Origin of the sequence: Streptomyces sp. NPDC091282, assembly GCF_044757385.1 — a bacterium.
GTDB lineage: Bacteria > Actinomycetota > Actinomycetes > Streptomycetales > Streptomycetaceae > Streptomyces > Streptomyces gramineus.
The window spans coordinates 689450-714359 of sequence record NZ_JBIVUX010000001.1 but is presented as its reverse complement, the minus strand read 5'-3'; the positions used below and the strand labels follow the sequence as shown (position 1 = coordinate 714359).

Sequence of the window (24910 nt, the reverse complement as noted above, 5' to 3'; positions counted from 1 at the left end):
TGGGGCCCGTCCTGCGGACAGGCCCTAGCCGCAGCAGCCGCCGCCGCAGCAGCCGCCGCCGCCCGAGGCGGGGGCGGCGGGGGTCGCCGCGGTACCGCCGACGGCTACGGTGGACAGAAGCTTTACGGTGTCCTCATGCCCTTGAGGGCATGCTGCCGGTGCGGCCGACTCGGCCATGGGGCGGGACAGTTCGAAGGTGTCGCCGCAGGTGCGGCAGCGGTACTCGTAGCGGGGCATGGGAACAGGCTAACCGGAGTACTGGGGGAGTGATGGGCATCACTGCACCTCAGAATTTCATGAGTGTTCCTTTCTGTCCGATACTTGTGCGGAGATATTGAAAAGATCGCTGATAATTTGAGCTGGCCGCGAGGAGCCGAAAGACCGGGGGATGAGGGGGGCTCGCAGCGCCGCACCCATCGCGGCCCTGCCACCCGTCGTGTCTAACCGCGCGCGCAAGACCGAGTGCGAGGGGAGACGCAGTCGTGACGGACGCAACGGGGCGGACGGGCGACCCGGAAGAAGGCCATGACCAGGCCGCATCCCGGGAACGAAAGCCGTTCGAGCCGGACGCGACCCTGCATCTGAAGGTCGACGGCCTGCGGGCGGAGCATGCTCCGCGGCAGAAGGGCGAAGACGCTCAGCGCGCGCAGGACGTCGCGCGACGCAAGGCCCAGGCCCTGTGGGACGAGCTGCACACCCGGCGGGCCGCCGACTCCGGGACCGCGGCGCGGGACGAGGACGCGCGGAGCGAGAAGCCGGATTTGCCGCGGCACGAGGAGACCCTGCATCTGAAGGTGGCCGACCTCCGGGCGGACGTCACGATGCAGATCCGCGTCCCCGAACAGCGCCCGAGCGAGCCGGAGTCGGAGCAGGCCGCCGCGGGCGGCCGCGCCGAGCGGCGGCGCAGCGCCCGCCCGACGCCCCGTGAGCGGGCGCTGGCGGCGGTGGCGGCGGTCCGGGCCCTCGTGGGGCCCCGACTCGCGCCACTGGCCCCGTACGCGCGCAAACTGCGGCCCCAGTACCCGCGGCCCGGCCGGGCCGGCTGGCGGCGCTGGATGCCGTCCTGGCGGCAGTGGCTCGGCGGCGTGCTCGGGAGCGTCGGCCTGACCGGGCTCTTCCTCGTCGTCGCCTACGCCGCCACGGACATACCGTCCAACCTCAACACGTACGCCACCCAGCAGGACAACGTGTACTTCTGGTCCGACGGCACGCCGATGGCCAGGACCGGCTGGGTGCAGCGGCAGGACATGCCGCTCAAGGACATACCCGTGGACGTGCGCTGGGCCGTCCTCGCCGCGGAGAACGAGAGTTTCTACTCCGACCCCGGCATTTCCGTCAAAGGCATCACCCGCGCCCTGTACCGCACGATCGGCCAGGGGGACACCGAGGGTGGATCGACCATCACCCAGCAATACGTGAAAAACGTCTATCTGACCCAGAACCAGACGGTGAGCCGGAAATTCACCGAGGCGATGATCTCCCTCAAGCTCGACAACAGGATGAGCAAGGACCAGATCCTGGAGGGCTACCTCAACACCAGCTGGTTCGGGCGCGGGACCTACGGCATCCAGCGCGCCGCCCAGGCCTACTACGGCAAGGACGTCAGCCAGCTGAACGCCAGTCAGGCCGCGATGCTCGCCTCCCTGCTCAAGGGCGCCGGTCTCTACGACCCGACCCTGAGCAAGGCCAACCACCAGCGGGCGGTGGAGCGCTGGTCCTGGATCCTGGACCGGATGGTCAAGATAGGAAAGCTGTCCCCGGCCGAACGCGCGAAGTACAAGACCTTCCCCGAACCCATCGAGACCAACAAGGTCTACGACACCGGCAGCCAGAGCGACTACCTGGTCGAACTGGCCCAGCAGTACGCCAAGAAGTCCGCCCACATCTCGGACAAGCAGTTCGACCTCGGCGGATACCAGATCTACACGACCTTCGACCGCAAGAAGGAGGACACCCTCACCAAGGCGGTCACCAAGGCCCGCACCCAGGCCCGCAGGAGCGACCCGAAGCTCGCCGAGGCCGCCCACTACGGCGCCGCCTCGGTCACCACCGACGGACGGATCCTCGCGGTGTACGGCGGCCCCGACCACCGCAAGCAGGGCTACAACGAGTCCAACGCGACCACCGTGCCCGCCGGAACCGCCTTCCTGCCCTTCGTCTACGCCGCCGGCCTGGAGAACGGCGTGCACAAGGAACGCGGCGGAGCCACCACGGCGATCACCCCCGACACGCCCTACGACGGCGACGACAAGGTGCCGGTGACCACACCGGACGGGCCGTACTGGGACCGCAGCGGCAAGAAGGTCTTCGCGAACAACGACAACGGCACGTCCTACGGGCAGATCGGCCTGGGCCAGGCCCTCGCCAAGTCCGTGAACACACCGTTCATGCAGCTCGGCATGGACACCGGCCTCGACCGGGTGCGGGCCACCGCGGTGGCCTCCGGACTGCTCTCCGACAGCATCGGCGCCCAGGTGCCCGCGCTGTCCATGGGCAGCTCCACGCCCAGTGCGATCCGCATGGCGAGCGGCTACGCGACCTTCGCGGCCGGCGGCACCCACACCGAGCCCTACTCGGTCGCCAAGATCACCCGCAACGGCCGCCGGGTCGCCCTCGACACCCCGAAACCGTCCCGCGCCCTGCGCGCCGACGTCGCCCAGAACGTCGAACAGGCACTCAGTGAATCGTTCCGTCTCGCCCATCCCGGCAGCACCGAAGCGGCCGGCAAGGCGGGCAGCACCAACGCCTCCGGAAAGGACACCGCCTCCTGGTACACCGGCACGGCCTCGTCCGTGACCACGTCCGTCGTCGTCTACCGCATCGACCTGAACAAGTCCCTCGAACCGCTCCCGCTGGAGGGTCTCGCGGGCAGTGACGACGACAGCGTCCCGTACGCGGTCTGGGCCCAGGCCATGGGCCTCGACTGACCACCGAAGCCGACAGCTCCCCACCCCACCCGCAGAGTGAGCCCTGTATGAAGCCCCGCACGAAGTCGACAACCGGCGGCCACCGCCGCAAGGCGCCCACCCGTGACCGCCGTCCCGCCCGCCCGGAATTCCTGACCCTGGCCGCCTTCCTCGTCGTCGCCTCCCTCGTCGCGGGCTACCTGGTGCTCTCCAGACAGGACGACACCGCCCCCACCGCCGCCGGCACCGGAAAGGCCTCGCCCTCGCCGTCCGCGAGCCCGAAGTGGGACGGCAGGACCAAGGTCCTCGGAGACGGATCGACCTCGTACACCGGGCCGCAGAAGGACCAGCTGAAGCCCGAGAAGCTCAAGCCCGGCGAGAAGCCCCCCCAGTTCGTGGTCTTCTCCTGGGACGGCGCCCTGGAGGGCGACGACCATCTCTTCTCGCACTACCGGGAGATGGCCAAGGAGTACAACGCCCACATGACCTTCTTCCTCACCGGCATCTACCTGCTGCCCAAGAGCAAGAAGTCCCTCTACACCGGCCCCATGCACTCCCCGGGCGACGCCGCCATCGACTACGCCACCGACCCCCACATCCGCACCACCCTGGAACAGCTCCGCGAGGCCTACAACCAGGGCAACGAGATCGGCACCCACTTCAACGGCCACTTCTGCGAGAAGAAGGGCGGCGGCGACTGGAGCGTCGCCCAGTGGAAGAGCGAGATCGACCAGTTCTACGACTTCGTCGAGAACTGGAAGACCAACACCGGCTTCAAGGACATCCCCGCCCTGCCCTTCGACTTCAAACAGGAAGTCGTCGGCGGCCGCGCCCCCTGCCTCGAAGGCCAGCCCAACCTCCTCAAGGCCCTCCAGAAGTACGGCTACAACTGGAAGTACGACGCCAGCTCCCCCGGCGACTACCAGATATGGCCCTCCAAGAAGGACGGCCTGTGGAACTTCCCGCTGGAACTGCTGCCCTACGGCACCAACATCCAGGCCCTCTCCATGGACTTCAACTTCCTCTACAACCAGTCCAACGGCGAGGTCGACGGCGACTCCTCCCAGTACGCCACCTGGGAACAGCAGACCGTCGACTCCTACATGAACGGCTTCAACCGCGTCTACTACGGCAGCCGGGCCCCGCTGTTCATCGGCAACCACTTCGAGGACTGGAACGGCGGCATCTACATGAAGGCCATCGACCGGATCATCCCGAAGATCTGCACCCAGAAGGGCGTCAAGTGCGTCTCCTTCAAGGAACTCGCCGACTGGATGGACGCCCAGGACCCCGAGACCCTCGCCCGGCTCCGCTCCCTCGACCCGGCACAGGCCCCCGCCGACTGGTCCACCGTCGTCAAGTGAGGCTCGCCGACGGTTGATTCCGGTTCCGTAACCCCCTTCACGCCAGCCACACACGCCGTGCGAAGATGCCGTCGCCCGGTAGGTGTACCGGCGTAGAGGGGAAACACCATTGAAATCAAGAAAACTGAGCCGTAAGCGCAGCCGTGCGGCCATAGTCACGGCGGCGGCTGCCTCGGTCGTCGCCGGCGTCGCCCTCGTGCCCAACTGGAGCGCGGGCGCGGCCGTCGTCGACGACCCGACCGTGGACACCGCGACCAAGGCGACCTTCCAGAAGCTGGCCGACGCGGTCTTCACCGACCGCACCCAGGCCCTCGTGCACGGGGCCACCACGAAGCAGAGCACCTCCCGCTTCTCCGGCGACGTCCGCCTCTCCGGCACCCAGTCGCGCGACGAGCACTCCGCGCTGGCCCAGCTGCGCGGCCGCCAGACCAAGCTCGCCAAGCTCGGCGAGACGTACAGCGCCGGCAACACCCGGGTCACGCTCGACGCCACCCGGGTCACCGGCCGCACCGCCAAGGCCGACGTCACCGAGACCACGACGCTGACGTACGCCAAGGCCACCGGCAACGCGCCGAAGACCACCGGCTTCCAGTCCCACCACGAGCTGACCTTCAAGGCGGACCGGCAGGGCACCTGGCAGCTCACCACCATCAAGGACACGGACGAGGGCGGCCTCGCCGTCAACACCCTGTCCAAGCCGTCCGTGAAGGCTCCCGCCACCGGCGACGACGGCAACACCACGCCGGACGCCCCGCGCGCCGCCACCACCCGCAACCCGGTGGTCGTGCCCAAGACGCTCACCGGCGGCACGTACGACTACAAGGCCATGGCGACCTACGCCGAGAAGTACTGGAACGTCTACAACAAGGACTACCCGGACTTCAACGGCCAGGGCGCCGGCGGCGACTGCACCAACTTCGTCAGCCAGTCTTTGAAGGCCGGCGGCTGGAAGCACGTCCCCGGCTACGTCTACGACTACACGAAGTGGTTCGGCACCGCCGACATCCAGTCCGACTCCTTCGTCGGCGTCAACGAGTGGTCCTGGTTCGCCCAGAACTCCAAGCGGACCAAGCCGCTCGCCAACGTCTACCAGGCGGAGGTCGGCGACGTCATCCAGATGGACTTCAACCGTGACGGGGAGAAGGACCACACGATGATCGTGACGTACAAGAGCAACGGCGTCCCGTACGTCACGTACCACTCGAACAACACCCTGCGCAGGTCCGTGGCGAGCCTCATCGCGTCGTACCCGAACGCGTACTTCTACGCCTACCGCACCTGATCACCCGCGGTGAGGGCCCGCTGCTCCGCCTCGGGGTGGCGGGCCCGCCAGTAGGGATTGTCGTGCGGCAGGTTCGTGCTGACCCGGCCGTACATCCCGAACGCCATCAGCACGAGACCCACGACGAAACTGAACAGCACGTTCTGGATCCTGAAGGCCAGGAAGTTCGAGTCCGTGTCCAGCAGGGCCAGGAACAGGAAGCCGTTCAGGATGAACAGCACCCCCAGCACCATGTTCAGCGTGGACGCGAAATTCCCGCCGATCACCATCCCGACGAACAGCAGCAGCCCGACACAGATCGACAGCACGCTCAGCGCGCCGTTGGTGTTCAGGCCGATCGCCATGTTCCCGCCGGTGTCGAAGAACCCGATGTTGTCGGTCAGCCCGAGAATCCCGAAGGCCAGCAGGAACAGACCCATCAGGCCCGCCCCGACCCGGTAGACCCTGTTCAGCCGGTGATCGACGGGCAGGGCCTCGTCGAAGAGGATCTGCTGCCGCCGGGCCCGCGGGTGCGCTGCGTGTGAGGCCATGTCCGCCTCCTGATGTCGAAAGCGTTCGCCTACCCAATATCCGCCCGCACCGACGGGTCGGCAACGGCTCGGCTCACGGACGGCCGGTGCCCCGCTCCTCCCGGATCTGCCCGACCACCCGCGCCACGCTCTGCCGCACCGCCTCGGTCTCCGTCAGGAAGTGCCAGTAGTCCGGATGGCGCCCCTCCAGCGACCCCACCGCCCGCTCCAGCCGCGCCACCGCGTCGTCCAGCGGCCGCGCGTGCCGCGGATCGGGACTGTTGCGCCCCGACATCGCCAGCCGCTGCGCGTCCCGGATCGCGAACCGGGTCCGCTCGATCTCCGCCTGCGGATCCTTCTGCACGGCGTTCAGCCGCGCCAGCCGGTCACCGGCCGCCGACACCGCCTCGTCCGTGCCGTTCAGCAGCGCCCGCACCGTCGACAGCAGCGAGGCGGCGTCCGCCCACCGCTGCGCGTCCCGCGCGCCCTGCGCCTCCTTCAGCTTCTCCTCGGCCTGCCGGACGTTCTCCGCGGCCTGCCGGGGCACCTGCTGCAGATCCTGCCAGCAGGCCGCCGAGAACCGCCGCCGCAGCTCGCTCAGCACCGGATCCACCTGACCGGCCCGCGTCGTCAGCGCCTGCGCGCGGGTCCGCAGGCTCACCAGCCGGTGATCGATCTCGGCGGCCTTCTCCGGCAGCCGCTCCGCCTCCACCCGGACGGCCTCGGCCTCCCGCTGCACCCGCCCGGCCCGCTCCAGCGTGGCCTGTACACCGTGCTGCCCCGCGCCCTGGTTGAGCTTCGTCAGCTCCGGCGCCAGCGCCGCCAGCCGGGCCGCCAGCTCATCGGCCCTGATCGGGGTCGCCCGCACCGCGTCCAGCGCGTTGCTGGCCGCCAGCAGCGCCTGCCGGGCCCGCTCCACGGCCGGCGCCAGCCGCGCCAGCTGCGTCTCCGCCTTGCCCAGCAGCGGCCCCAGCGAGTCCGCGAACCGGTCCAGCTCGCCCTTCACCCGGACCAGCTCGTCCTTGGCCCCGGAGATCTCCCCGCGCGCCCGCGCCGCGACCGCGGCCTCCAGGTCGTCCCGCTCCAGGTCGTAGGCGTCGATGGCCTGGATGTACCGGTTGCTGACCTCGTCGATCCTGCGGCCCAGCGCCTCGAAGTCGGCGACCGCGCGGCGGGCGGCGGGAGTGTCGTCGACGGCGGAGATCGTCTCTATGGAGATCCGCAGATCCCGCTGGGCGGTGTCCAGTTCGTAGAACGCGTTGGCCGCGGCGTCCTTGGCCGCCTGCGCCTCGGCCCGCTGCCCGTCCGCCCGCCCGCCGAACCACCGCCGCGTCCCGCCCCCGGCGAACGCCCCCGGCACCACGAGCACGGCGAGCAACGGCAGGCCTACGAGCCCCAGGACGTCCCGCAGCGGAGTGCGCCGGTCCCGCTCGGGGGGCGAGTACGACTGCTCGGATGCCGCCGAAGTCGCCGGTGTCGCCGTCACTTGTCCCTCTCCCGTGCCGCGGTGCGCCCAGTGTGCTGGCGGTCCTGACATTCTCCCACCCGGTGAAGACGAACACACGGGCCGGTCAGTTCGCCGTCGAGGGGATCAAGTCCGCGACGGTCCGGACGGGCGGCCGCAGACGGGCCGCGAAGGGAGCCGGCCCGCCCGCGCGCGGCGACCCGGACGGACGGCGGCAACCGTTCGCCTGTCGAACGCGTGACCTTTCCGGGCGCGAGTCGTTGAACACGGCGGAAGGATCTTCGGTTCGGACGGTCGTGACGGGGGGCGGGAACGGTGCGTGAACTCCGGGCACCGTTCGTGGCGCCCGCGCCCGCCGGCGTGAGCACGCGGACGCGACTGCGGGTGTCCGGGCAGGACGCCGCGGTGCTGACCGAGGTGGGTCTGCTGCTCGGTTCGCTGGCCGCCCGTGACCTTGCCACGCGGTGCCGGCTGGGGACGAGCACCGACGCCGCCTCCTGGGCGGACCGGAAGCGTGCGCTCACCCCTTCGTCGTCGGCACGGTGGGCGGGCAGCATCACCAGGGCCACGCACGACCAGTGGGCGCTGGCCCGGCGTGCGCAGGCGGCCGAGCTGGCATGGCTCCGCGGCGAGACGGCGCGGATCGCGGCCCGGCTGGCGAGGCCCCTGGGTGCCAAGGCCGACAAGCGGGCGGGGCTGGCGCGAGGCTGTGCCGGTCCGGGGGAACGGCACGCCAAGTCCCGCCGCCTGCAGGCGCTCGGGAACCGCCTGGACGCCCTCGAAGCCGACTGGGAGGCGGGCCGGGTACGTGTGGTCCGCGGCGGCCGGGGGCTCGCCCGCCTGCGGCACCGGCTGGAGGCGGCCGGCCTGAGCGCGGAAGCGTGGCGGGAGCGGTGGCAGGCCGCTCGTATGTTCCTGTCGGCGGAGGGCGAGTCGGGCAAGCGGTACGGCAACGAGACCGTCCGGGTCACGGAGTCCGGGCAGTTGTCGATCCGGCTCCCGGCGCCGCTGACCCACCTGGCCAACGCCCCCTACGGCCGCTACGTCCTGACCGCGTCGGTGGCCTTCCACCACCGGGCCGGGGAATGGCGGGAGCGGATCACCGCGGACCGAGCCGTGGCCTACCGCGTTCACCACGACGTCTCCCGCGACCGCTGGTACCTGACCGCGTCCTGGCAGCGGGCGGTGGTGCCCACGCCGCCTCTCCCGGCGGCGCGGGCCCGCGGCGTGGTCGCGGTCGACATGAACGACGACCATCTCGCCGCCTGGCACGTGGACGTGCACGGCAATCCGGTGGGCCGGCCGAGGCGCTTCACCTACGACCTGTCGGGCACGGCATCCCGCCGTGACGCCCAGATCCGGCATGCGCTGACCCGGTTGCTGCACTACGCCCGGCGCTGCGGGGTCTCGTCGATCGCGGTCGAGGATCTCGACTTCGGTGATGCCGTGTCACGGGAGAGGCACGGTCGGGCGAGGCGCTTCCGCCGTCTCGTCTCCCGTTTTCCCACCGCTCGGCTCAGGGCCCGGCTGACGGCGATGGCCGCCGAGCGGGACATCGCGATCGTCGTGGTCGATCCCGCCTGCACGAGCCGATGGGGTGCGCAGCACTGGCGGCAGCCGCTGAGCACCGGAAACAGTGAAGCCACGCGCCACGACGCCGCGGCCGTGGCGATCGGCCGGCGCGCTCTCGGGCACCCGGTCCGGCGTCGGGCGGCACCGCCCCGTCTCCACCGGAGCGATGGACACGGGCATCGGACCGCACAGGCCGGAGCGGAGGCCCGGGAGCGTGAGGGACCCCGCCCCCGTCTGCCCGGACCACGGACACGATCCGTGCCGCCCGGCCGCGGAGCGAACGCGGGGGACCAGCGTGCCCAGGACCACTCGGGGCACGCGGCTGGGCACCGGTCCCGGTACGGGGCCGGAACGCCGCCCAGTCCGTAGGAATCGCTGCGCCGGCCCGGTCCTGGAAACGGAATTGCGGGACGGAGCCCGGGACGATGTAGGCTGTCGAATCGTCTCGGGTGCGTAGCTCAGTGGTAGAGCGCCTGCCTTACAAGCAGGATGTCGGCGGTTCGAAACCGTCCGCGCCCACGTGTCAGAGGACCCCGGCCGGATCGGCCGGGGTCCTCCGTGTTTCTCAGGCCTCCTCGCGGGTGTGCTTGAGGCGGCTGCGGGCGTGTACGCGGTCCGGTGTCGTGACCTCGGCCCAGAAGCGGTGGCCGCTGACGAAGACCGCCAGTTCGTGTTCGCGGCGGCGCAGCTTCTCCACCTCGGCCTGTTCGTCCTCGGTCCAGCCCGGTGAGGCGGGGCGCTCCACCTTGCGCCAGCCGCCGTCGTCGCTGAATCCCTCCAGCGGCACGACCGACCAGGGAAGCCGCTTCAGCAGGGCCGACAGTTCGGCCCGGACCTGATGCAGCTCCTCCTGACCGGCCAGGAGGTCACTCGGGAAGTCATAGGTCGCTGCCACGCCGGCAATGGTACGCCTGTTCGATTTTAGGTGGCGAGTTGGTTCGTGGGGTTCATGTGTTCGAGTGAGAGGCTGGGGGCCGGCACGGGCGGGTTCCCGCGGTGCGGGCGGAACGGAACAAGGGGACAGGATGAGCAGCGGGCAGCGGCCGGTGTTCGTGAAGGTGTGCGGACTCACCCAGGAGCGGCAGATCGACTGGGCCGTCGAGCTGGGGTACGACGCGGTCGGGATCGTCGTGACCCCGAAGAGCAGGCGGTACTGCCCGCCCGAGCGGGCCGTGGCGCTCGCCGGGTATGCCCGCGGCCGGATCCCGGTCTTCGCCGTGGCCCTGACGTACGCCGAGACGGCCGAGGTCGCCGGGCACGTCGACACCGTCCAGATCTACGAGAGCGCCGACGTCCCGAACCTCGCCCTCGCCTCCGCCGCCCCGCCCGAGCGGCCCGAGGACCTGCAGTACTTCTTCTACGACGCCAGCGCGGGCAGCGGTGTCTTCGCCGACATCCCCGACTGGGTCGCGGACGTGCCCGGCCGGGTCGTCATCGCCGGCGGCCTCGACGAGCACAACGTGGCCCGTGTCGTCGAGGCCTACGGTCCCTACGGCGTGGACGTCTCCAGCAGCGTCGAGACCGCGCCGGGCGTCAAGAGCCGCGAGAAGATGGCCGCTTTCGTCGCCGCCGCCCGCGGTACCGCACGGGACGGCGGCTGAGCGTCCGGCCGCGGCGCCGCGCCGTCCTCGCGGGCCGCCGCACCGGCCGGTGCGGTCAGTGGCCCGCCTCGCGCAGCTCGCGCACGATCCTGGCCGTCACCGGCACGGGCACCCCGTGGCGGTCCGCCGCGCGTAGCAACGCGCCGCCGATCGCGTCCAGTTCGAGCGGCCGGCCGGCCTCCGCGTCCCGTTGCATGGAGGACTTGGCGGCGGGCGGGAAGGCGTCGTAGCGGGCGAGGGCCTGGGCCGGGTCGACCGGGGTGCCGCAGGCGCGGCTGACCGCGGCCGTCTCGGCGACGAGCGAGGCGAGTTCGTCGCGGTGCCGGGTGCGGGCCTCGCCGAGGGGGAGGCCGTAGCGGGTGGTGAGCAGGGCGAACGGCGCGAGGAACGACATCTTCGCCCACAGGGCCGCGCTCTCGTCGTCCAGGACGCGGGTGACCGGGCCGGCCGCGGTGAGGACGTCGGCCAGGGCGTCCAGGCGCGGCCGGGGCACCTTGGCGCCGGTGAGGTCGATCTCCGCGAACGGGCTGGTGTGTTCGATCAGGCCGGGGGCGGTGCGGGTGGACTCGACGCGGATGACGGAGGGGGCCACCCGGTCGGGGGCGTAGCGGGCGCGCAGCAGCGCGGGGTGTTCCACGCCGTTCAGGAACGGTACGAGGAGGGCGTCGCCGAGGGCCGCGGGCGGGATCCGGGTGAGGGCGTCGTCGAGGGCGGTGGCCTTGACGGTGATCAGGCAGGCGTCGACCGGTTCGCGCAGGGCGGTGTCGGCGGCCACGGGGGCGGTGAAGTCGCCGTACAGGGCGCTGCGGACCTGGATGCCGGTGGTGCGCAGGGTGTCGGCCGTCCGCTCGCCCGCGAGGCACAGCACGCGGTGGCCGGCGCGGGAGAGCAGGGCCGCGAGCAGGCCGCCCACGCCGCCGGGGCCGAGGACGGCGACGGTGAGCCGGGGCGCGGACGCGGTGTCCTGGGCGTCCGGGGTGTGCGGGGGGTTCGTCATGGGACTGTCCTCTCGTCGGTCGGCCCCGGGAGTGGTGGCCGCCTCGGGACGATCCTCGCAGGAGAGCGGGGCTCTGCGGGAGACTGGGCGCATGTGCCGGAGTATCAAGACCCTGCGTCCGCCTCAGCTGGCCCAGGAGGCCACCGAGGAAGAGATCCGTGCTGCCGCGTTGCAGTACGTGCGGAAGGTGTCCGGGTTCCGGGCGCCTGCGGCGCACAACCGGGAGGTGTTCGAGCGGGCGGTCGAGGCGGTCGCGGAGGCCACCGCCGCACTCCTCGGCGGCCTGGAGGTACGCGGTCAGGCGGCACGCGAGGAGGCCGCGGGCTGAGGGGACCGGGCCCGGCGGGTGGGCGCGAGATGGGGTCGGTCGTGCCGGGCGGCCGGGCGGGGATCGGGCCGGGTGCGGCAGAGGATGGCGGGCCCGGTGCGGCAGAGGGTGGCGGGTCCGGTGCGTCAGGCCGGGCGTCTGCGCATCAGGAGGCCCGCTCCGGCTCCCGCGCCGAACAGCGCCACCACCGACACCGCCGTCGCCAGCCAGGTCGCGCCCAGCCACTGGGCGCCGAGGTAGCCGAGGGCGACGCTGTAGACCGCCCAGCTGAGGCCCGCCAGCGCGGACCAGGGGAGGAACTCGCGGACGCGGCGGTGGGCGGCGCCGGCGCCGAGGGAGACGATCGAGCGGCCGGCGGGGGCGAAGCGGGCCAGGACCACCAGGGCGCCGCCGCCGCGGGACAGCGCCTCGCCGAGACGTTCCTGCGCGCTGCTCAGCCGCCGGGAGCGGGCGATGGCCCGGTCCAGGCGGGCTCCGCCGCGCCAGGCCAGCCGGTAGGCGGCGAAGTCGCCGAGGACGGACGCGGCGGCGGCGCAGAAGGTCAGCGCGAGGATGTCGGGTACGACGTGCGGGACGTGGCCGGGGGCGGCGCCGGTGCCCGCGGCGGCCGCCGTGGCGGCGGTGATGACCAGCACGCCGCTGGGCAGGACCGGCAGGAACACATCAAGCAGCACGGAGAGGGCCACCATGGCGTATATCCATGGCCCGGCCTCCAGCGACCCCATGCTGTCCCACACGACGGTTCCCCCGTGATTGTCCTGCTGTGCCCCCCGACGTCAGCCATACAGCGTACGCGGAGGGTGTGACAGGAGTTTCACGGGGGGGTTTGCGGAATCCGCAAAGGGTTAAACGGCCACCGGCGTGTCCCGTCCGGCGCCCGAGCACTCCGGCCGCGGCCCGTCCCCGCTCGCCGGGTCGGCCGTGCGCAGGACCTCCCGCGCGATGGCGTCGGCGTCGGACAGCGTCACCGAGTCCACGCCGGGCCGGGCGCCCGCCGCCGTCACCCAGTGCACGCCCTCGGTGGGCACGCCGAAGCCGAACCGTCTCGGGTGCGCCAGGCCGTCGCGGCCGACGAGCCGGTAGGGGCGCGGTGTCACGTCCAGGCCGCCGGTCTCGTGGCCGTCCACCCGGTGCGGGCGGCACGCGCCCTCGCGCACCAGGCCGGCCAGCAGTTCGTCGGTGGTGCGGCGCAGGTCGGGCTCGGGGAGGCGGGCCTCTATGAGGGTGGTGACCCGGACCTCCGAGCCGGGCACCCGCGGGGAGCGTGCCACCCAGGCGCCGTCGGCCCGGTCCACTTCGAGGCCGGGGCCGAGCACCGTGACCACGCCGGCCGCCAGGAGTGCGGTCAGCTCCTCGACGCGCCGGCGGGGCGGTCCGATGGACAGGTGCGCGTTGAGCGGGGTGTACCAGCCGTCCAGGTGGGCGCGGCGGGAGGCGCCGGTCAGGCCGCCGTGGTCGACGACCAGCCGTATCTCGTTGCGCAGGTCGCGCAGGACGTCCAGGGCGGCCTTGAGCGGGCCGCGGACGTTGCCGAGGGCGGCCTGGGCCGCGTCGGCGCGCAGGTGCCGGAGGAGCCAGTCGTGCCAGTCCGCAGGGCCCGTGAACTCCCGCTGCCCGTAGGGGTGCTGGAGGCGCTCCCAGCACCAGCGGTCGGCCGCGGGGACGCCCGCTTCGTCGAGGACGGCGCTCTCGGCGCGGTGCCCGTCGGCGCTCAGGAGCCGTTCGGTGAGGTCCGGGTCGCCGGTCAGGGCGGTGTAGTAGACCGTCTCCACCTCCTTGGCGACCAGCGGCCAGACCTCGGCGAGGAAGTCGGGCGCCTCGCCGGAGTCCGCGCGTTTGCGCAGGCTCGCGATGGTCTCGGGGGTGAGCAGCAGCGGGGTGTGCCGGCCGTAGGGGCCCTTGGCGTTGTCGCCGCGCGCCTGGTGCGGGACGCCGCGCCGGGAGCCGGCGTACAGGCGGGGTTCGCGGCCCGAGGGCGTGTAGCGCAGGGCGCCGTCGGGGGTGCGGGCGAACCGGCCGCCGCGGCCGGCGGTGAGCAGGGCCAGGTGGTCGAAGAAGTTGAGGCCGAGGCCGCGCAGCAGCAGCGGTTCGCCGGGGGCGATCGGGGTGAGGTCGACGTCGGCCGGGTTGGCGGGCGGCAGGTGGCGCAGGCCGTGCCGGGCGGCGTGGGCCAGGTGGCCGCGCTCCTGCGGGGTCGGTGCCGCCGGGAGGTGGCCCTGGGCCAGTACCACCGCCGCCAGGCCGGTCAGGGCGCGCCCGTCGTCGAGGATGAGGGTCTGGCGGCCGTCGGGGTCGTCGGTGAGGCGTACGGCACGGGCGCGGTGGGTCCGGACGCGGACCGTCCTCGGCGCTGCGGCGACGGTCGTGGCGAACACCCATTCCAGGTAGCGGCCGTAGTGGGCGCGGGTCGGGTAGTCGTCGGGGCCCAGTTCGCCGGCCGCCCACTCGTGCAGGCTGGGGCCGGGCCGGACGGGGCCCGAGCACTCCACGCTGTCGTCGGTGAACAGGGTGACCTGGCCGGCCACGGTGTTCATCAGCAGTTCCGCCGGCTGAGCCGTGCGCCAGACCAGGCCGGGGCCCGGTGGCGCCGGGTCGATCACGTGCACCGTCAGGCGCGCTCCCGGGGGCAGCAGTTCGGGCGCGGAGGCGCAGAGGCGTTCCAGGACGCTGGTGCCGCGCGGTCCTGCGCCGACCAGGGCGACGGCGACCGGGGCGGATTCCTGGGGCGAGACAGACAACGACGTGACTCCCGGGCGTGTGGGGGCGCTGGGCAGGACCACCGCCCGCACGGGATCAGGAAGCGGACGGTCCGCCTCATCATGCCGTCGGCGCGCACAGAAGCCAACGCGCGCCCCACTCGCCTCGGATGTCCCTCATGGGGCGGTGAGGGTGGACTCCTCCACGGTCTCCAGGGTGCCGCCGCGCCGGGCCCGTTCCAGCCGGAGCCGGGCCGAACGGCCGTGCAGGGTCAGGGTCATGAGCTGGTTGCCGAACCACGGGCCGCCCTTCTTCCGCCAGGTCACCGGCGGTTCCGCGCAGCGCCCGTGCCGGGTGAACCGCCGGCCGAGGAACCGGGCCGGCGCGCTCCAGCCGAACCGGAAGCCGGCCCGCATGGTCGGCGGCACCGAGTTGTGCACGGGCGAGCAGGTGAGCTGGAGCACACGGGAGTCGGGTCCGGTGCCGGACGGCCAGGCGGGCTCGGCGACGTAGGCGTGGTGGACGTCCCCGGAGAGCACGCAGATCGACGCGGGCGCCCGGGGGCCCGAGCCGGTGCGGGCGATGAGGTCGGCCAGGCCGGCGAAGGAGGCCGGGAAGGCGGCCCAGTGCTCCAGGTCCGCCGCGCGCCGCAGCCGTTCCCCGAACCGGGCCCAGCGGGTGCCCCGTTCGCCCCGGCACAGCGCCGCGTCCCAGGTCTCCAGGTCGTGTATGAGGTGCGGCAGCAGCCAGGGCAGTGAGGTGCCGATCAGGAGGTGGTCGTACGACTCCCGTTCGTCGAGGGCCTGTTCGCGCAGCCACTCGGCCTCGCCGGGGTCGAGCATGGCGCGGCTGTGTTCGTCCAGCACCCGTGCCGCCCGGCTGTCCACCATCAGCAGCCGTGTCCGTCCGAAGTCGCGCCGGTAGCTCCAGCGTGCCGAGGCCGGGTCGGCGTCGGCCTGTGCCGCGAAGGCGCGCAGTTCGTCGGTGCCGTCGGGGGACGCGCGTACGGCCGCGTAGAGCGGGTCGGCGGCCAGCTCGGCGGGGGAGAGGTTGCCGAGGTGCTGGTGCACCCAGTACGACATCAGGCCGCTCAGCAGCCGCTCCCGCCACCAGGGTGTGGCGCGGATGTCGGAGAGCCAGGCGGCGGAGGTGTTCCAGTCGTCCACGACGTCGTGGTCGTCGAAGATCATGCAGCTGGGCACGGTGGACAGCAGCCAGCGCACCTCGGGGTCGAGCCAGGACTCGTAGTAGAGGCGGGTGTACTCCTCGTAGTCCGCGACCTCGGCGCCGGGCGGCTCGGACAGGTCGCGGCGGGCGGCCAGCCAGCTGCGGGTCGCGGCCGAGGTCTCGTCGGCGTACACCTGGTCGCCCAGCAGCAGCAGGACGTCGGGGCGTTCGCCGCCGGCGGCGACGCGTGCGGCCAGGCTGTCCAGGGCGTCGGCGCCGACCGGGTCGTGGCCGTCGGCCGGGGGAGCGGCCCAGCGGCAGGAGCCGAAGGTCACGCGGAGTTCGTCGCCCGCGGCGGGGGCGCGGATCACCGGGGCCGGGAACGGGGAGGCGGGTGGCGGCCACACCCGGGTGCCGTCCAGGACCACCTCGTACGGCGTCGAGGTGCCCGGGGTCAGTCCGGTGACCGGGACCAGGGCGTAGTGGTGGCCGGCCACCTGGAAGGTGCGTGTGCTGCCGCCGGCCCCGTCCGCGCAGCGCACCTCGGCGGTGCACGGACGGCTCGTCTCGACCCAGACGGTCGCCGACGAGCCGTCGGTGTACCTCAGCAGTGGTCCCAGGCGCAGTCCGGCCACGTTCGCCCGCCCTCATTCCCGGTCTGGTCCGCCCCCCGTCGCCCCGTACGGTACGGAACGACGGAGGCCGGCGGCGAGGCTTCGACGCGGGAAAGAGCGCGGGAAGGGGGGTGGAGCGGGGCCGGAGCGCGGGGGAAGCGGGACCGCCGCGGTCGCCGGGTGCGTCAGCAGCCGGAGAGGTAATTGGTGAGCGCGCTCTTCTCGGCGGAGTCGACGGAGAGCTTGTAGTAGTACTTCACCTGGACCCAGGCGCGGACGTAGGTGCAGCGGTAGGACGTCAGGGACGGCATCCAGGTGGCCGGGTCCTGGTCGCCCTTGGACTGGTTGACGTTGTCGGTGACGGCGAGCAGCTGCGGGCGGGTGACGTCGTTGGCGAAGGCCTCGCGCTGGGCGGTGGTCCACTTGCTCGCGCCGGAGTCCCAGGCCTCGGCGAGCGGGACGAGGTGGTCGATGTCGACGTCGGAGGCGGCGCTCCAGGTGGCGCCGTCGTAGGGGGAGTACCAGGTGCCGCTGGTGGCGGTGCAGGCGGAGTCGGTGACGACGTTGGAGCCGTCGCGCTTGAGGATCCACTCGCGGGTGTTGCAGGTGCCGCTGATGGTGTCCCAGGTGGGGAACAGGTCGCGCTGGTAGCCGGTGCGGTTCTCGGTGGCCACGGTGAGCGAGGCGAGGTAGGTGCGGGCGGTGGACGCGCTGACCGGGGTGGGGAGGGCGGCCGAGGCGCTCGGGGAGTTGAAGAGGGCGGCGGAGGCTATCAGGCCGGTGAACGCGGCGAGTATGCTGAGCCGTCGACGCGCGTAGAATTTCGGCATGCGAACTCCCTTGTGGGGGTGGGGTGTTGGAGCGCGGGCGTGGGAATGCTCGCGTTCCGGTGTTGCCGTGGGGTGAGCGCTCGGTAAGAAGCTAGTGACGTGCGCATGACACGACAAGGTGTGCGACGTGACTCACACCCGGGGACCCCGGCCTTGGGGATCGGCGCGGTCGTCACGTACCGTGGTGGGCGTTGAAGGGGAGTAGCTCTTCGCCGGACCGTCGACATACTGCTCAGCCCGTCTGAGCCGGCGCCCGGAGGCGGCCTCGATCACGGGGCCCGCCAGCGAGACCTTCGGCAAGCAGTGCACATCCGTGCCGTGCAGCGGTGCGGGTGATCCATGTGTGCTGCCGTGCCGAGGTGTCGTGTGTTCCGCGCGAAATGCAGCACTCTCGGTGGGGTGGCCCCGACCGATTGAGGACCCTTGATCAGCATCACCGTGACGGCGCTCGTCTTCGGCGTCATCTTCCTCGCCGAACTGCCGGACAAGACCGCGCTCGCCGGCCTCGTCCTCGGCACGCGCTACCGGGCGTCCTACGTCTTCGCGGGCGTCGCGGCCGCCTTCCTCCTGCACGTCGTGCTCGCCGTCGCGGCCGGCAGCGTGCTGACCCTGCTGCCGCAGCAGATCGTGCACGCCCTGACCGGCGTGCTCTTCCTCGGCGGCGCGGCCGTGCTGCTGCTGAAGAAGGACGAGGGCGAGGAAGAGGTCCGCAAGCCCGCCGACCAGTCGTTCTGGAAGGTCTCGGGCACCGGCTTCATGCTCATCCTGGTCGCCGAGTTCGGTGACCTCACGCAGATCATGACGGCGAACCTCGCCGCCCGCTACGACGACCCGCTCTCCGTCGGCCTCGGCGCGGTGCTCGGCCTGTGGGCCGTGGCCGGACTCGGCATCGTCGGCGGCAAGGCGCTGATGAAGAAGGTGCCGCTGCGGCTGATCACGCAGATCGCGGCCGTGCTGATGCTGGCGCTCGGCGTGTGGAGCCTGTGGGAGGCGATCGCCGGCTGACCCGGAGGCCTCCCGCCGGACGCCCGGCGAGCTGAAGAGTCGGTGAACGGTCGGCGACACCGGTGGCGGGAACACCGCTCCGTTTTGTACCGTAGAGAAACAAAGTGGCTCCCGCTCGTTCTCCCTGACCGGCGGGCGGGGCCGCTCTGTTCTGCATCGCCCGGTCTGCCTAGGAGCTGCCCCGCATGACGGCCACCGTCCTCACCGCCCGCGCCCTCCTGCTCGACATGGACGGCACCCTCGTCAACTCGGACGCCGTCGTCGAACGCATCTGGCGGCGCTGGTCCGAGCGGCACGGGCTGGACGGCGACGAGGTCATGAAGGTCGTCCACGGACGCCAGGGCCACGCGTCCATGGCGATGCTGCTGCCCGACCGGCCCGTCCAGCAGAACCTCGCGGACAACGCGCGGATGCTGGCCGAGGAGACCGCCGACATGGACGGCGTGGTCGAGGTCCCGGGCGCCGCGGCCTTCCTCGCCTCCCTGGACGGCCTGCCGCACGCCCTGGTGACCTCGGCGGACGTGGCGCTGTCCACCGCGCGGATGGCGGCGGCCGGACTGCCGCTGCCCGCGGTGCGGATCACGGCGGAGTCGGTGGGCGCGAGCAAGCCGGACCCCGAGGGCTTCCTGAAGGGCGCGGCCGAACTGGGCGTCGCCCCGGAGGACTGCGTGGTCTTCGAGGACTCCGGTGCGGGGATCGCGGCGGGGCGTGCGGCGGGCATGCGGGTGGTGGGCGTGGGGGCGCGGGCGGGCGTGCACGGGCCGGACGCGGTGGTGGCGGACCTGACGCGGGTGCGCGTGGAGGCCGCGGCCGACGGTTCCCTGCGGGTGCGGGTGGGCTGACGGGGCGGTCCCCGCGCCCTTGAGGGGGAGGGTGCATCGGTTGCCGGGCGGGTGCGGGCCCGGTGGGGGTTGAGCGCGCAGTTCCCCGCGCCCCTTTCCGGCGCTGGTCCTGAAGCCGGGTTCGAGGGCAACCCCCAAGGGGCGCGGGGAACTGCGCGACGAGCCCCCACCGGGCTCGCACTCGCCCACGACCCGGACGGGTTCCTACGGGGTTGTCGTCTCCGATTCCAGTGACGCCCTCGTGGCCGTCCCGTACACGCCCGACTCGTCGGTCAGGATGCCCCGCGCCAGCTGGTACGTCCGTACCGCGGTCTCCGTCATGCGGTCGTAGTCCCCGTCCGCCGTCCCCGGAAAGAGCCTCAGCTGGGCCAGCCGCTGCTGGAGCTGCGTGACCTCGGCGCCGCTGTCGCCGAGACGCAGGACCGGCGCCTGGGTCGGCCGGGCGGAGGCGACCGTGCCGGGCGTCGACGCCGACCGGGTCGGCGCGGCCGAGCGGGACGCGGTGCCGGACGGGCTCGCGCTCACCGTCGATGACGCCGAGACCGTGGGCGACGCGCTCGCGGCGGACACGGACGGCACCGCGGGCGCCCGCCCGGCCGCCGACGTCACCGGCGCCGCCGCCGAAGGCGACCCCGTGCTCCGCGCCGGGTCGGGGACGCCCTCCCTGACGTCCCTCGGCGCCGCCGTGTTCCGCTGCGGCACCACCCGGGAGAACAGCCCGCCCGCCAGCCCGGCCACCGCCAGGACCCCCGCCACCGCGACCGCGGCCGAGACCGTCAGCACCCACCGGGGCACGCGCCGCCGGGCCGGCACCGGGTCGGCGGCCGGCACCGGTTCGGCGGGCGGCACCGCGGGCGCCGGCTCGGGCGCCGGCCCGGCCGCCACCGGCCGCAACGGCATGGTCTCCGCCCCGGCCCCGGTCCCGTCGCCGCCGAGGTCGACGTACGGCCGGATCCGCAGCGGGTCGAAGTCCTCCGCGGCCGCCTGCTCGGCGCTACGGGCGTCACGCAGCGCGTCCGACGCCCGCCGGGTGCAGTCGCACGAGGGCGTGTTGTCCGCGCCCCTCGGCGCCCCGCACTCAGGGCACCGGTGACCCCCGGTCGTATCCGTCACGGCCTGCGTTCCCTCCCCTTCGCGTCCCCTCGCGAACTCCACAGATTATGCGGCGTTCCCACACGTACGTGCGCGGGATCCCCCTGTCTCAGGGGGGCGCGAAAAGGGCTCGACGGGCCGTACCGGGAGACACCGTCCACGATGGAAGATGGCTGAAAGCACCCCGGGAGGTCTTCATGGCCCTGGACACGACCCACACCCAGGCGAAGGACGCGGAGCGCGTACCCGGCAACGTGCTCGTCCCGATCGGCGCGCTGCTGCTCGGCCTGCTGCTGGCCGCACTGGACCAGACCATCGTGTCCACCGCGCTGCCCACGATCGTCAGCGACCTGGGCGGCCTGGAACACCTGTCATGGGTGGTCACCGCCTACCTGCTGGCCTCCACGGCCGCCACCCCGCTGTGGGGCAAGCTCGGTGACCAGTACGGACGCAAGCGGCTCTTCCAGGCCGCGATCGTGATCTTCCTCGTCGGGTCGGCGCTGTGCGGGACAGCCCAGGGCATGGGCGAGCTGATCGCCTTCCGCGCGCTGCAGGGACTGGGCGGCGGCGGGCTCATCGTGCTGTCGATGGCGATCGTCGGCGACCTCGTGCCGCCGCGTGACCGCGGCCGCTACCAGGGCCTGTTCGGCGCCGTGTTCGGCACCACCAGCGTGCTGGGACCGCTGCTCGGCGGAGTGCTCACCGAGCATCTGAGCTGGCGCTGGGTGTTCTACGTCAACCTGCCGCTCGGCCTGGTCGCGCTCGCCGTGATCGCGGTGGCGCTGCGCATCCCGCGCAGGTCCGACCGCCACCGCATCGACTACCTCGGCACCGCGCTGATCGCCGCCGTCGCCACCTGCCTGGTGCTGGTCGCCTCGCTCGGCGGGACGACCTGGCGCTGGGGCTCGCCGCAGATCATCGGGCTGGCGGTGCTCGGCGTGCTGCTCGCCGTCGCCTTCGTGGCCGTCGAACGGCGGGCCGCGGAACCCGTGCTGCCGCTGAAGCTCTTCGGCATCCGCACCTTCACCCTCGCCGCCGTGATCAGCTTCATCGTCGGCTTCGCCATGTTCGGCGCGATGACCTACCTGCCCACCTTCCTCCAGGTCGTGCAGGGCATCTCGCCGACCCTGTCCGGCGTGCACATGCTGCCGATGGTGATCGGCCTGCTGCTGTCCTCCACCCTGTCCGGCCAGATCGTCAGCCACACGGGCCGCTGGAAGGTGTTCCCGATCGCCGGGACCGCCGTCACCACCTTCGGGCTGCTGCTGCTCCACCGGCTCGACGAGAACAGCTCGACACTGGAGATGAGCAGCTACTTCTTCGTCTTCGGCCTCGGCCTCGGCCTGGTCATGCAGGTCCTGGTACTGATCGTGCAGAACTCCGTCTCCTACGAGGACCTCGGCGTCGCCACCTCCGGCGCGACCTTCTTCCGCTCCATCGGCGCCTCCTTCGGCGTGGCGATCTTCGGCTCGGTCTTCGCGAGCCGCCTGGCCGGCAAGCTCGCCGACGCCTTCGCGGGCGTACGCCTGCCGGCCGGTGCCACCCCGGACGCCCTCAAGGCCGATCCGCGCGGCATCGCCACCCTGCCGCCCGCGCTGCGCCCGGCGGCCCTGCACGCGTACGCGTCCTCGATCACCGACGTCTTCCTGTACGCCGCGCCGGTCGCCGCCCTCGGCTTCGTCCTGGCCTGGTTCCTCAAGGAGGACCGGCTGCGCGGCTCGGTCACCGCGCCGGACGCCTCGGAGACCATCCCGCCCAACCCCGTACAGCGGTCGTCGTACGACGAGTGCTGCCGGGCGCTGTCGCTGCTCGGCACCCGGGAGGGCCGCCGGGAGATCTACCGGAAGATCAACGAGCGGGCCGGCGAGGACCTGCTGCCCGCGGCCGGCTGGCTGCTGCTGCGGATCCGCAGGTACGGCTCGGTCGAACCGGGGCGGCTCGCCGAACGCGGAGTCGTCCCGATGACCGTCGTCCTGGAGGGCGCCCGCCAGCTGGAGGAGCGGCACCTCGTGGACCGGCTGGGCCTGGACCTGACCCTGACCGAGCAGGGCCGCGCGACCGCCGAACGGCTCGCCAGGGCACGGGAGGAGTCGCTGGCCGAGCTGCTCGGCGACTGGTGGACCCCGGACCGCCCCACCGACCTGGACCGCCTGGTGCGCGACCTGACCGACGGACTGTGCGGCGCCGAACGCGAACAGCCGCAGAACCCGGCGCCCCGGCAGGTCAGTTGACGAGTTCCTTGCGGAACCAGTGCTCGGCGTACACGTCGTCGTTGTGTGCCGCCGTCTCCGTGTAGCCGAGCCGTGCGTACAGGGCGCGGGCCTCGACGAGATCGCCGCGGGTGTCCAGCACGATCCGCCCGGCCCCGAGCGCGCGGGCCGCGTCCTCGGCCGCCGCGACGAGGAGGGCCGCACCGCCCCGGCCGCGCAGCCCCTCGCGCACGAAGACCCGGGTGAGTTCGGCGGTGGCCGGATCCAGGAGCCGTACGCCCGCACTGCCGGCCGGCTCGCCGCCGTACCGGGCGATGAGCAACCGCCCGGCGGGCGGGGCGAGTTCGGAGCCGGGTTGGGCTGCGATCGCGCGCTCCAGCTCGGCCGGGTCGGTGCGTCTGCCCTGGTGGCGCAGGTACCAGCGGTCGCTGACCTCCGTGTAGTACGCCCGCCACAGGGCGGCGGCGACGGGTGAGCCGGGGTGCTCCGGGGTGATCGTCCAGGTGGTCATGGACGGCAGTCTCGGACGGGTCACGGGGGTCCGCGCAACCCGGTTACCGGCGGGTCCGGTCCGGCCGTACGGTTCCGGGCTGTTTGCGGGGCGCCGTGCGGGTCACCCGGAGAACGAGCCGGCCCGTCGGGCCGAGACACCGGAAGGCAACCATGTCCACAGGCTTGATCATCGCAATTGTGATCGTGGCCGCCGTGGTCGTCGTCGCGGCCCTGCTGGCCGCACGCTCCAGGAGCAGCGGCCCGCACGGTCTGAAGCAGCGCTTCGGACCCGAGTACGAGCGGGTCGTGGCCCAGCACGGCGGCGACACCAAGGCGGCCGAGCAGGAGCTCGCCGAACGGGTCCAGCGCCACGGCGACCTGCACGAGCGTCCGCTGGACGAGGCCGAGCGCGAGCGCTTCGCGGCCCGCTGGACGACCGCGCAGGAGCACTTCGTCGAGTCGCCGCGGGAGTCCGTGAGCGAGGCCGACCGGCTGCTCGCCGACGTCGCGGCCGCCCGCGGCTTCCCCGCCGGCACCGAGTACGACGACCAGGTCGCGGCGCTGTCCGTGCACCACGCCGACCACGTCGACGGCTACCGCCGGATCCACCGCGCCGCCCAGGCCCCGGTACGCGAGGACCAGCAGAGCCAGGCGGCCACCGAGGAGATGCGCACGGCCATGATCGAGGCCCGCTCGCTCTTCGACGACCTCGTCACCTCGTCGGCCGGCGGTACCGGCCGACGCCACCGCGCCGGTGTCGGTGCCGACACCGGCAGCCATCCTCACCTGCCCTGGTCCGCCGACCGGAGCCGTCCGAAGGAGAGTTGACCGACATGACCGACGCGAGGACAGGGAACGACCGCCAGTCCATGAGCGGCGACATATACCCCGGTGACGAGGCGATGCCGGGGCGCGAGGACCGCACGAGCGAGGCCGCGGCGGGCCGGCGCGACTCCTCCGCCGCGAGGACCGCCGCCGGGCGCGAGGACGTCGCGGCGGGACGCACGGACGGCCTGGACGAGGCCCCCGGACAGGCGGTCCTGGTGGCCGGCGACGGTCCGGGCCACACCCCGGACCCGGCCGACACCGGCCGCCGGACCCCGGACGCCGGGCGGGACGTCACCAAGGCCGAGGACCAGCGGCCCACGACGGCACGGGGCGAGCGGGCATCGCACGGCGACCGGGCCGTGGGCGGCGACCCGCTGATGGCGAAGGAGGAGTGCGGGCAGCTGGAACAGCGCCTGCAGCACGCGCTCACCGAGTTCGTCGACGAGCCGCGTGCGGCCGTGGAGGAGGCCGACCGCGCCGTCGAGGAACTCAGCGCCCGCTTCACGGACGCCATCGACCGGCGCCGCCGGACCCTGCGCGGCAGCTGGCAGGAGACCGACCGGGACCACCCCGGCACGGCCGACACCGAACAGCTCCGGCTGGCCCTGCGCGACTACCGCGAACTGGCCGACCGGCTGCTACACATCTGAGCCCCCGTCCCCGGCCGCCGCCCGGCGCTCCCGCCACTCCAGTACGACCTCTTCGACGTCGTACGGCTTCTTGCCGAGCGGGGGCCCGGGCGGCGGCTTGAACATCATGTCCCGGATCTTCGCGTTGACCTCGGTGATGATGCCGCGCACGATCCGCTCGGAGGGGGCCGCGTAGGCGGCCGCCAGCGCGTCCTCGGCCTCCTTGCGCAGCGCGAGGGCCGGCGGCAGCATCGCCAGGCCCTCACGGGCCATCTTCCGCTTGACCCACCACAGTTCGTCGTACGACGTCTCCAGCTCGGCCGGCAACGGCCGCCCCGCACCGGTGAGACGGTCGAACTCACCGCGCAGCTGGGCGTCATGGATCTGCTTGTCGACCCAGGACTCGAACGGTACCCCGGGTGGCTTTCGCTCGGTCATGACTTCATTGTGCCGGACGCGACCGGGCCGGGCGTTTTATCA

Annotated in this window: 24 protein-coding genes and 1 tRNA gene; 13 read left to right on the top strand and 12 right to left on the bottom strand. The window is 72.6% G+C overall.

Annotated elements, in window-relative coordinates; translation table 11 throughout:
• Window positions 1–24 precede the first annotated feature (24 nt).
• Window positions 25–237 (bottom strand): zinc ribbon domain-containing protein, encoded by a 213-nt coding sequence (locus ACIQOE_RS03275; RefSeq protein ID WP_365561587.1) that lies wholly within the window; start codon window positions 235–237, stop codon window positions 25–27.
• A 707-nt stretch (window positions 238–944) separates the two neighbouring features.
• Between ACIQOE_RS03275 and ACIQOE_RS03270 the strand changes: the two genes are divergently transcribed.
• From ACIQOE_RS03270 to ACIQOE_RS03260, 3 genes are all read left to right on the top strand, one after another.
• A complete protein-coding gene (locus ACIQOE_RS03270; protein WP_401410091.1) occupies window positions 945–2927 on the top strand; it encodes a transglycosylase domain-containing protein in 1983 nt (660 codons plus the stop codon).
• A 47-nt stretch (window positions 2928–2974) separates the two neighbouring features.
• Window positions 2975–4270 (top strand): hypothetical protein, encoded by a 1296-nt coding sequence (locus ACIQOE_RS03265; RefSeq protein ID WP_351325446.1) that lies wholly within the window; start codon window positions 2975–2977, stop codon window positions 4268–4270.
• Window positions 4271–4379: 109 nt separating this feature from the next.
• A complete protein-coding gene (locus ACIQOE_RS03260) occupies window positions 4380–5552 on the top strand; it encodes an amidase domain-containing protein (protein ID WP_401409342.1) in 1173 nt (390 codons plus the stop codon).
• On the opposite strand, the gene ACIQOE_RS03255 is transcribed toward ACIQOE_RS03260, so the two are convergent.
• Together ACIQOE_RS03255 and ACIQOE_RS03250 are read right to left on the bottom strand one after the other, a co-directional pair.
• Window positions 5540–6082, bottom strand: a complete 543-nt coding sequence (locus ACIQOE_RS03255) for a DUF4383 domain-containing protein (RefSeq protein WP_351935202.1) — start codon at window positions 6080–6082, stop codon at window positions 5540–5542. The genes ACIQOE_RS03260 and ACIQOE_RS03255 overlap by 13 nt on opposite strands.
• Before the next feature lie 73 nt (window positions 6083–6155).
• A complete protein-coding gene (locus ACIQOE_RS03250; RefSeq protein WP_401409339.1) occupies window positions 6156–7547 on the bottom strand; it encodes a hypothetical protein in 1392 nt (463 codons plus the stop codon).
• Window positions 7548–7886: 339 nt separating this feature from the next.
• Between ACIQOE_RS03250 and ACIQOE_RS03245 the strand changes: the two genes are divergently transcribed.
• Together ACIQOE_RS03245 and ACIQOE_RS03240 are read left to right on the top strand one after the other, a co-directional pair.
• Complete coding sequence (locus ACIQOE_RS03245; RefSeq protein ID WP_401409336.1) at window positions 7887–9467, top strand: IS200/IS605 family accessory protein TnpB-related protein; 1581 nt, start codon at window positions 7887–7889, stop codon at window positions 9465–9467.
• Between the two features lie 78 nt (window positions 9468–9545).
• Window positions 9546–9617 (top strand) — tRNA-Val (locus tag ACIQOE_RS03240).
• Window positions 9618–9663: 46 nt separating this feature from the next.
• On the opposite strand, the gene ACIQOE_RS03235 is transcribed toward ACIQOE_RS03240, so the two are convergent.
• Window positions 9664–9993, bottom strand: a complete 330-nt coding sequence (locus ACIQOE_RS03235) for a hypothetical protein (RefSeq protein WP_351325454.1) — start codon at window positions 9991–9993, stop codon at window positions 9664–9666.
• Between the two features lie 130 nt (window positions 9994–10123).
• Here ACIQOE_RS03235 and ACIQOE_RS03230 point away from each other — a divergent pair, with 130 nt between their 5' ends.
• A complete protein-coding gene (locus ACIQOE_RS03230; protein WP_351325456.1) occupies window positions 10124–10699 on the top strand; it encodes a hypothetical protein in 576 nt (191 codons plus the stop codon).
• 55 nt (window positions 10700–10754) lie between these two features.
• On the opposite strand, the gene ACIQOE_RS03225 is transcribed toward ACIQOE_RS03230, so the two are convergent.
• Window positions 10755–11696, bottom strand: coding sequence for a 2-dehydropantoate 2-reductase (locus ACIQOE_RS03225; RefSeq protein WP_365561602.1), 942 nt, complete (start codon window positions 11694–11696; stop codon window positions 10755–10757).
• 91 nt (window positions 11697–11787) lie between these two features.
• Here ACIQOE_RS03225 and ACIQOE_RS03220 point away from each other — a divergent pair, with 91 nt between their 5' ends.
• The gene (locus ACIQOE_RS03220) at window positions 11788–12024 is read left to right on the top strand and encodes a DUF2277 domain-containing protein (protein ID WP_351325460.1); all 237 of its coding nucleotides are present in this window, start codon (window positions 11788–11790) and stop codon (window positions 12022–12024) included.
• Window positions 12025–12149: 125 nt separating this feature from the next.
• Here the strand turns inward: ACIQOE_RS03220 and ACIQOE_RS03215 are convergent, their stop codons facing one another.
• The 4 genes from ACIQOE_RS03215 to ACIQOE_RS03200 all read right to left on the bottom strand — a co-directional run bounded on the left by ACIQOE_RS03215 (window position 12150) and on the right by ACIQOE_RS03200 (window position 17332).
• Window positions 12150–12713: a DedA family protein gene (locus tag ACIQOE_RS03215; protein ID WP_399008242.1), complete on the bottom strand. Its 564-nt coding sequence runs from the start codon at window positions 12711–12713 to the stop codon at window positions 12150–12152.
• Window positions 12714–12869: 156 nt separating this feature from the next.
• On the bottom strand, window positions 12870–14762 hold the full coding sequence (locus ACIQOE_RS03210) for an FAD/NAD(P)-binding protein (protein WP_401409331.1): 1893 nt from the start codon (window positions 14760–14762) through the stop codon (window positions 12870–12872).
• A 135-nt stretch (window positions 14763–14897) separates the two neighbouring features.
• Window positions 14898–16523 (bottom strand): alkaline phosphatase D family protein, encoded by a 1626-nt coding sequence (locus ACIQOE_RS03205; protein ID WP_401409328.1) that lies wholly within the window; start codon window positions 16521–16523, stop codon window positions 14898–14900.
• A gap of 164 nt (window positions 16524–16687) precedes the next feature.
• Window positions 16688–17332 (bottom strand): HNH endonuclease family protein, encoded by a 645-nt coding sequence (locus ACIQOE_RS03200; protein ID WP_365561609.1) that lies wholly within the window; start codon window positions 17330–17332, stop codon window positions 16688–16690.
• Between the two features lie 423 nt (window positions 17333–17755).
• On the opposite strand from ACIQOE_RS03200, the gene ACIQOE_RS03195 reads away from it, so the two are divergent.
• A complete protein-coding gene (locus ACIQOE_RS03195) occupies window positions 17756–18337 on the top strand; it encodes a TMEM165/GDT1 family protein (protein ID WP_351325469.1) in 582 nt (193 codons plus the stop codon).
• 185 nt (window positions 18338–18522) lie between these two features.
• Window positions 18523–19179 carry an HAD-IA family hydrolase gene (locus ACIQOE_RS03190; protein WP_351325471.1) on the top strand — a complete coding sequence of 219 codons (657 nt, stop codon included), beginning with the start codon at window positions 18523–18525 and terminating at the stop codon, window positions 19177–19179.
• 204 nt (window positions 19180–19383) lie between these two features.
• Here the strand turns inward: ACIQOE_RS03190 and ACIQOE_RS03185 are convergent, their stop codons facing one another.
• The gene (locus ACIQOE_RS03185; RefSeq protein WP_401410089.1) at window positions 19384–19542 is read right to left on the bottom strand and encodes a peptidoglycan-binding protein; all 159 of its coding nucleotides are present in this window, start codon (window positions 19540–19542) and stop codon (window positions 19384–19386) included.
• 25 nt (window positions 19543–19567) lie between these two features.
• On the opposite strand from ACIQOE_RS03185, the gene ACIQOE_RS03180 reads away from it, so the two are divergent.
• A complete protein-coding gene (locus tag ACIQOE_RS03180) occupies window positions 19568–20272 on the top strand; it encodes a hypothetical protein (RefSeq protein ID WP_401410131.1) in 705 nt (234 codons plus the stop codon).
• A 196-nt stretch (window positions 20273–20468) separates the two neighbouring features.
• Entirely contained in the window at window positions 20469–22502 is a 2034-nt protein-coding gene (locus ACIQOE_RS03175; RefSeq protein ID WP_401409323.1) for a DHA2 family efflux MFS transporter permease subunit, read from the top strand.
• Here the strand turns inward: ACIQOE_RS03175 and ACIQOE_RS03170 are convergent.
• Window positions 22495–22992, bottom strand: coding sequence for a GNAT family N-acetyltransferase (locus tag ACIQOE_RS03170; RefSeq protein ID WP_365569619.1), 498 nt, complete (start codon window positions 22990–22992; stop codon window positions 22495–22497). The genes ACIQOE_RS03175 and ACIQOE_RS03170 overlap by 8 nt on opposite strands.
• Window positions 22993–23144: 152 nt before the next feature.
• On the opposite strand from ACIQOE_RS03170, the gene ACIQOE_RS03165 reads away from it, so the two are divergent.
• Window positions 23145–23801 (top strand): hypothetical protein, encoded by a 657-nt coding sequence (locus ACIQOE_RS03165; protein ID WP_351325477.1) that lies wholly within the window; start codon window positions 23145–23147, stop codon window positions 23799–23801.
• 5 nt (window positions 23802–23806) lie between these two features.
• Window positions 23807–24451, top strand: coding sequence for a hypothetical protein (locus tag ACIQOE_RS03160; protein WP_401409319.1), 645 nt, complete (start codon window positions 23807–23809; stop codon window positions 24449–24451).
• On the opposite strand, the gene ACIQOE_RS03155 is transcribed toward ACIQOE_RS03160, so the two are convergent.
• Entirely contained in the window at window positions 24440–24868 is a 429-nt protein-coding gene (locus tag ACIQOE_RS03155; protein ID WP_362639629.1) for a DUF1992 domain-containing protein, read from the bottom strand. The two genes, ACIQOE_RS03160 and ACIQOE_RS03155, sit on opposite strands and share 12 nt — an antisense overlap.
• Between the last annotated feature and the right edge of the window lie 42 nt (window positions 24869–24910).

What these genes read in the sequence shown, in the direction of transcription:
- ACIQOE_RS03275 (WP_365561587.1), bottom strand. Translation starts at nt 237, where the DNA reads ATGCCCCGCTACGAGTACCGCTGCCGCACCTGCGGCGACACCTTCGAA.
- ACIQOE_RS03265 (WP_351325446.1), top strand. Translation starts at nt 2,975, where the DNA reads ATGAAGCCCCGCACGAAGTCGACAACCGGCGGCCACCGCCGCAAGGCG.
- ACIQOE_RS03255 (WP_351935202.1), bottom strand. Translation starts at nt 6,082, where the DNA reads ATGGCCTCACACGCAGCGCACCCGCGGGCCCGGCGGCAGCAGATCCTC.
- ACIQOE_RS03230 (WP_351325456.1), top strand. Translation starts at nt 10,124, where the DNA reads ATGAGCAGCGGGCAGCGGCCGGTGTTCGTGAAGGTGTGCGGACTCACC.
- ACIQOE_RS03225 (WP_365561602.1), bottom strand. Translation starts at nt 11,696, where the DNA reads ATGACGAACCCCCCGCACACCCCGGACGCCCAGGACACCGCGTCCGCG.
- ACIQOE_RS03220 (WP_351325460.1), top strand. Translation starts at nt 11,788, where the DNA reads ATGTGCCGGAGTATCAAGACCCTGCGTCCGCCTCAGCTGGCCCAGGAG.
- ACIQOE_RS03215 (WP_399008242.1), bottom strand. Translation starts at nt 12,713, where the DNA reads ATGGTGGCCCTCTCCGTGCTGCTTGATGTGTTCCTGCCGGTCCTGCCC.
- ACIQOE_RS03200 (WP_365561609.1), bottom strand. Translation starts at nt 17,332, where the DNA reads ATGCCGAAATTCTACGCGCGTCGACGGCTCAGCATACTCGCCGCGTTC.
- ACIQOE_RS03190 (WP_351325471.1), top strand. Translation starts at nt 18,523, where the DNA reads ATGACGGCCACCGTCCTCACCGCCCGCGCCCTCCTGCTCGACATGGAC.
- ACIQOE_RS03175 (WP_401409323.1), top strand. Translation starts at nt 20,469, where the DNA reads ATGGCCCTGGACACGACCCACACCCAGGCGAAGGACGCGGAGCGCGTA.
- ACIQOE_RS03170 (WP_365569619.1), bottom strand. Translation starts at nt 22,992, where the DNA reads ATGACCACCTGGACGATCACCCCGGAGCACCCCGGCTCACCCGTCGCC.
- ACIQOE_RS03165 (WP_351325477.1), top strand. Translation starts at nt 23,145, where the DNA reads ATGTCCACAGGCTTGATCATCGCAATTGTGATCGTGGCCGCCGTGGTC.
- ACIQOE_RS03160 (WP_401409319.1), top strand. Translation starts at nt 23,807, where the DNA reads ATGACCGACGCGAGGACAGGGAACGACCGCCAGTCCATGAGCGGCGAC.
- ACIQOE_RS03155 (WP_362639629.1), bottom strand. Translation starts at nt 24,868, where the DNA reads ATGACCGAGCGAAAGCCACCCGGGGTACCGTTCGAGTCCTGGGTCGAC.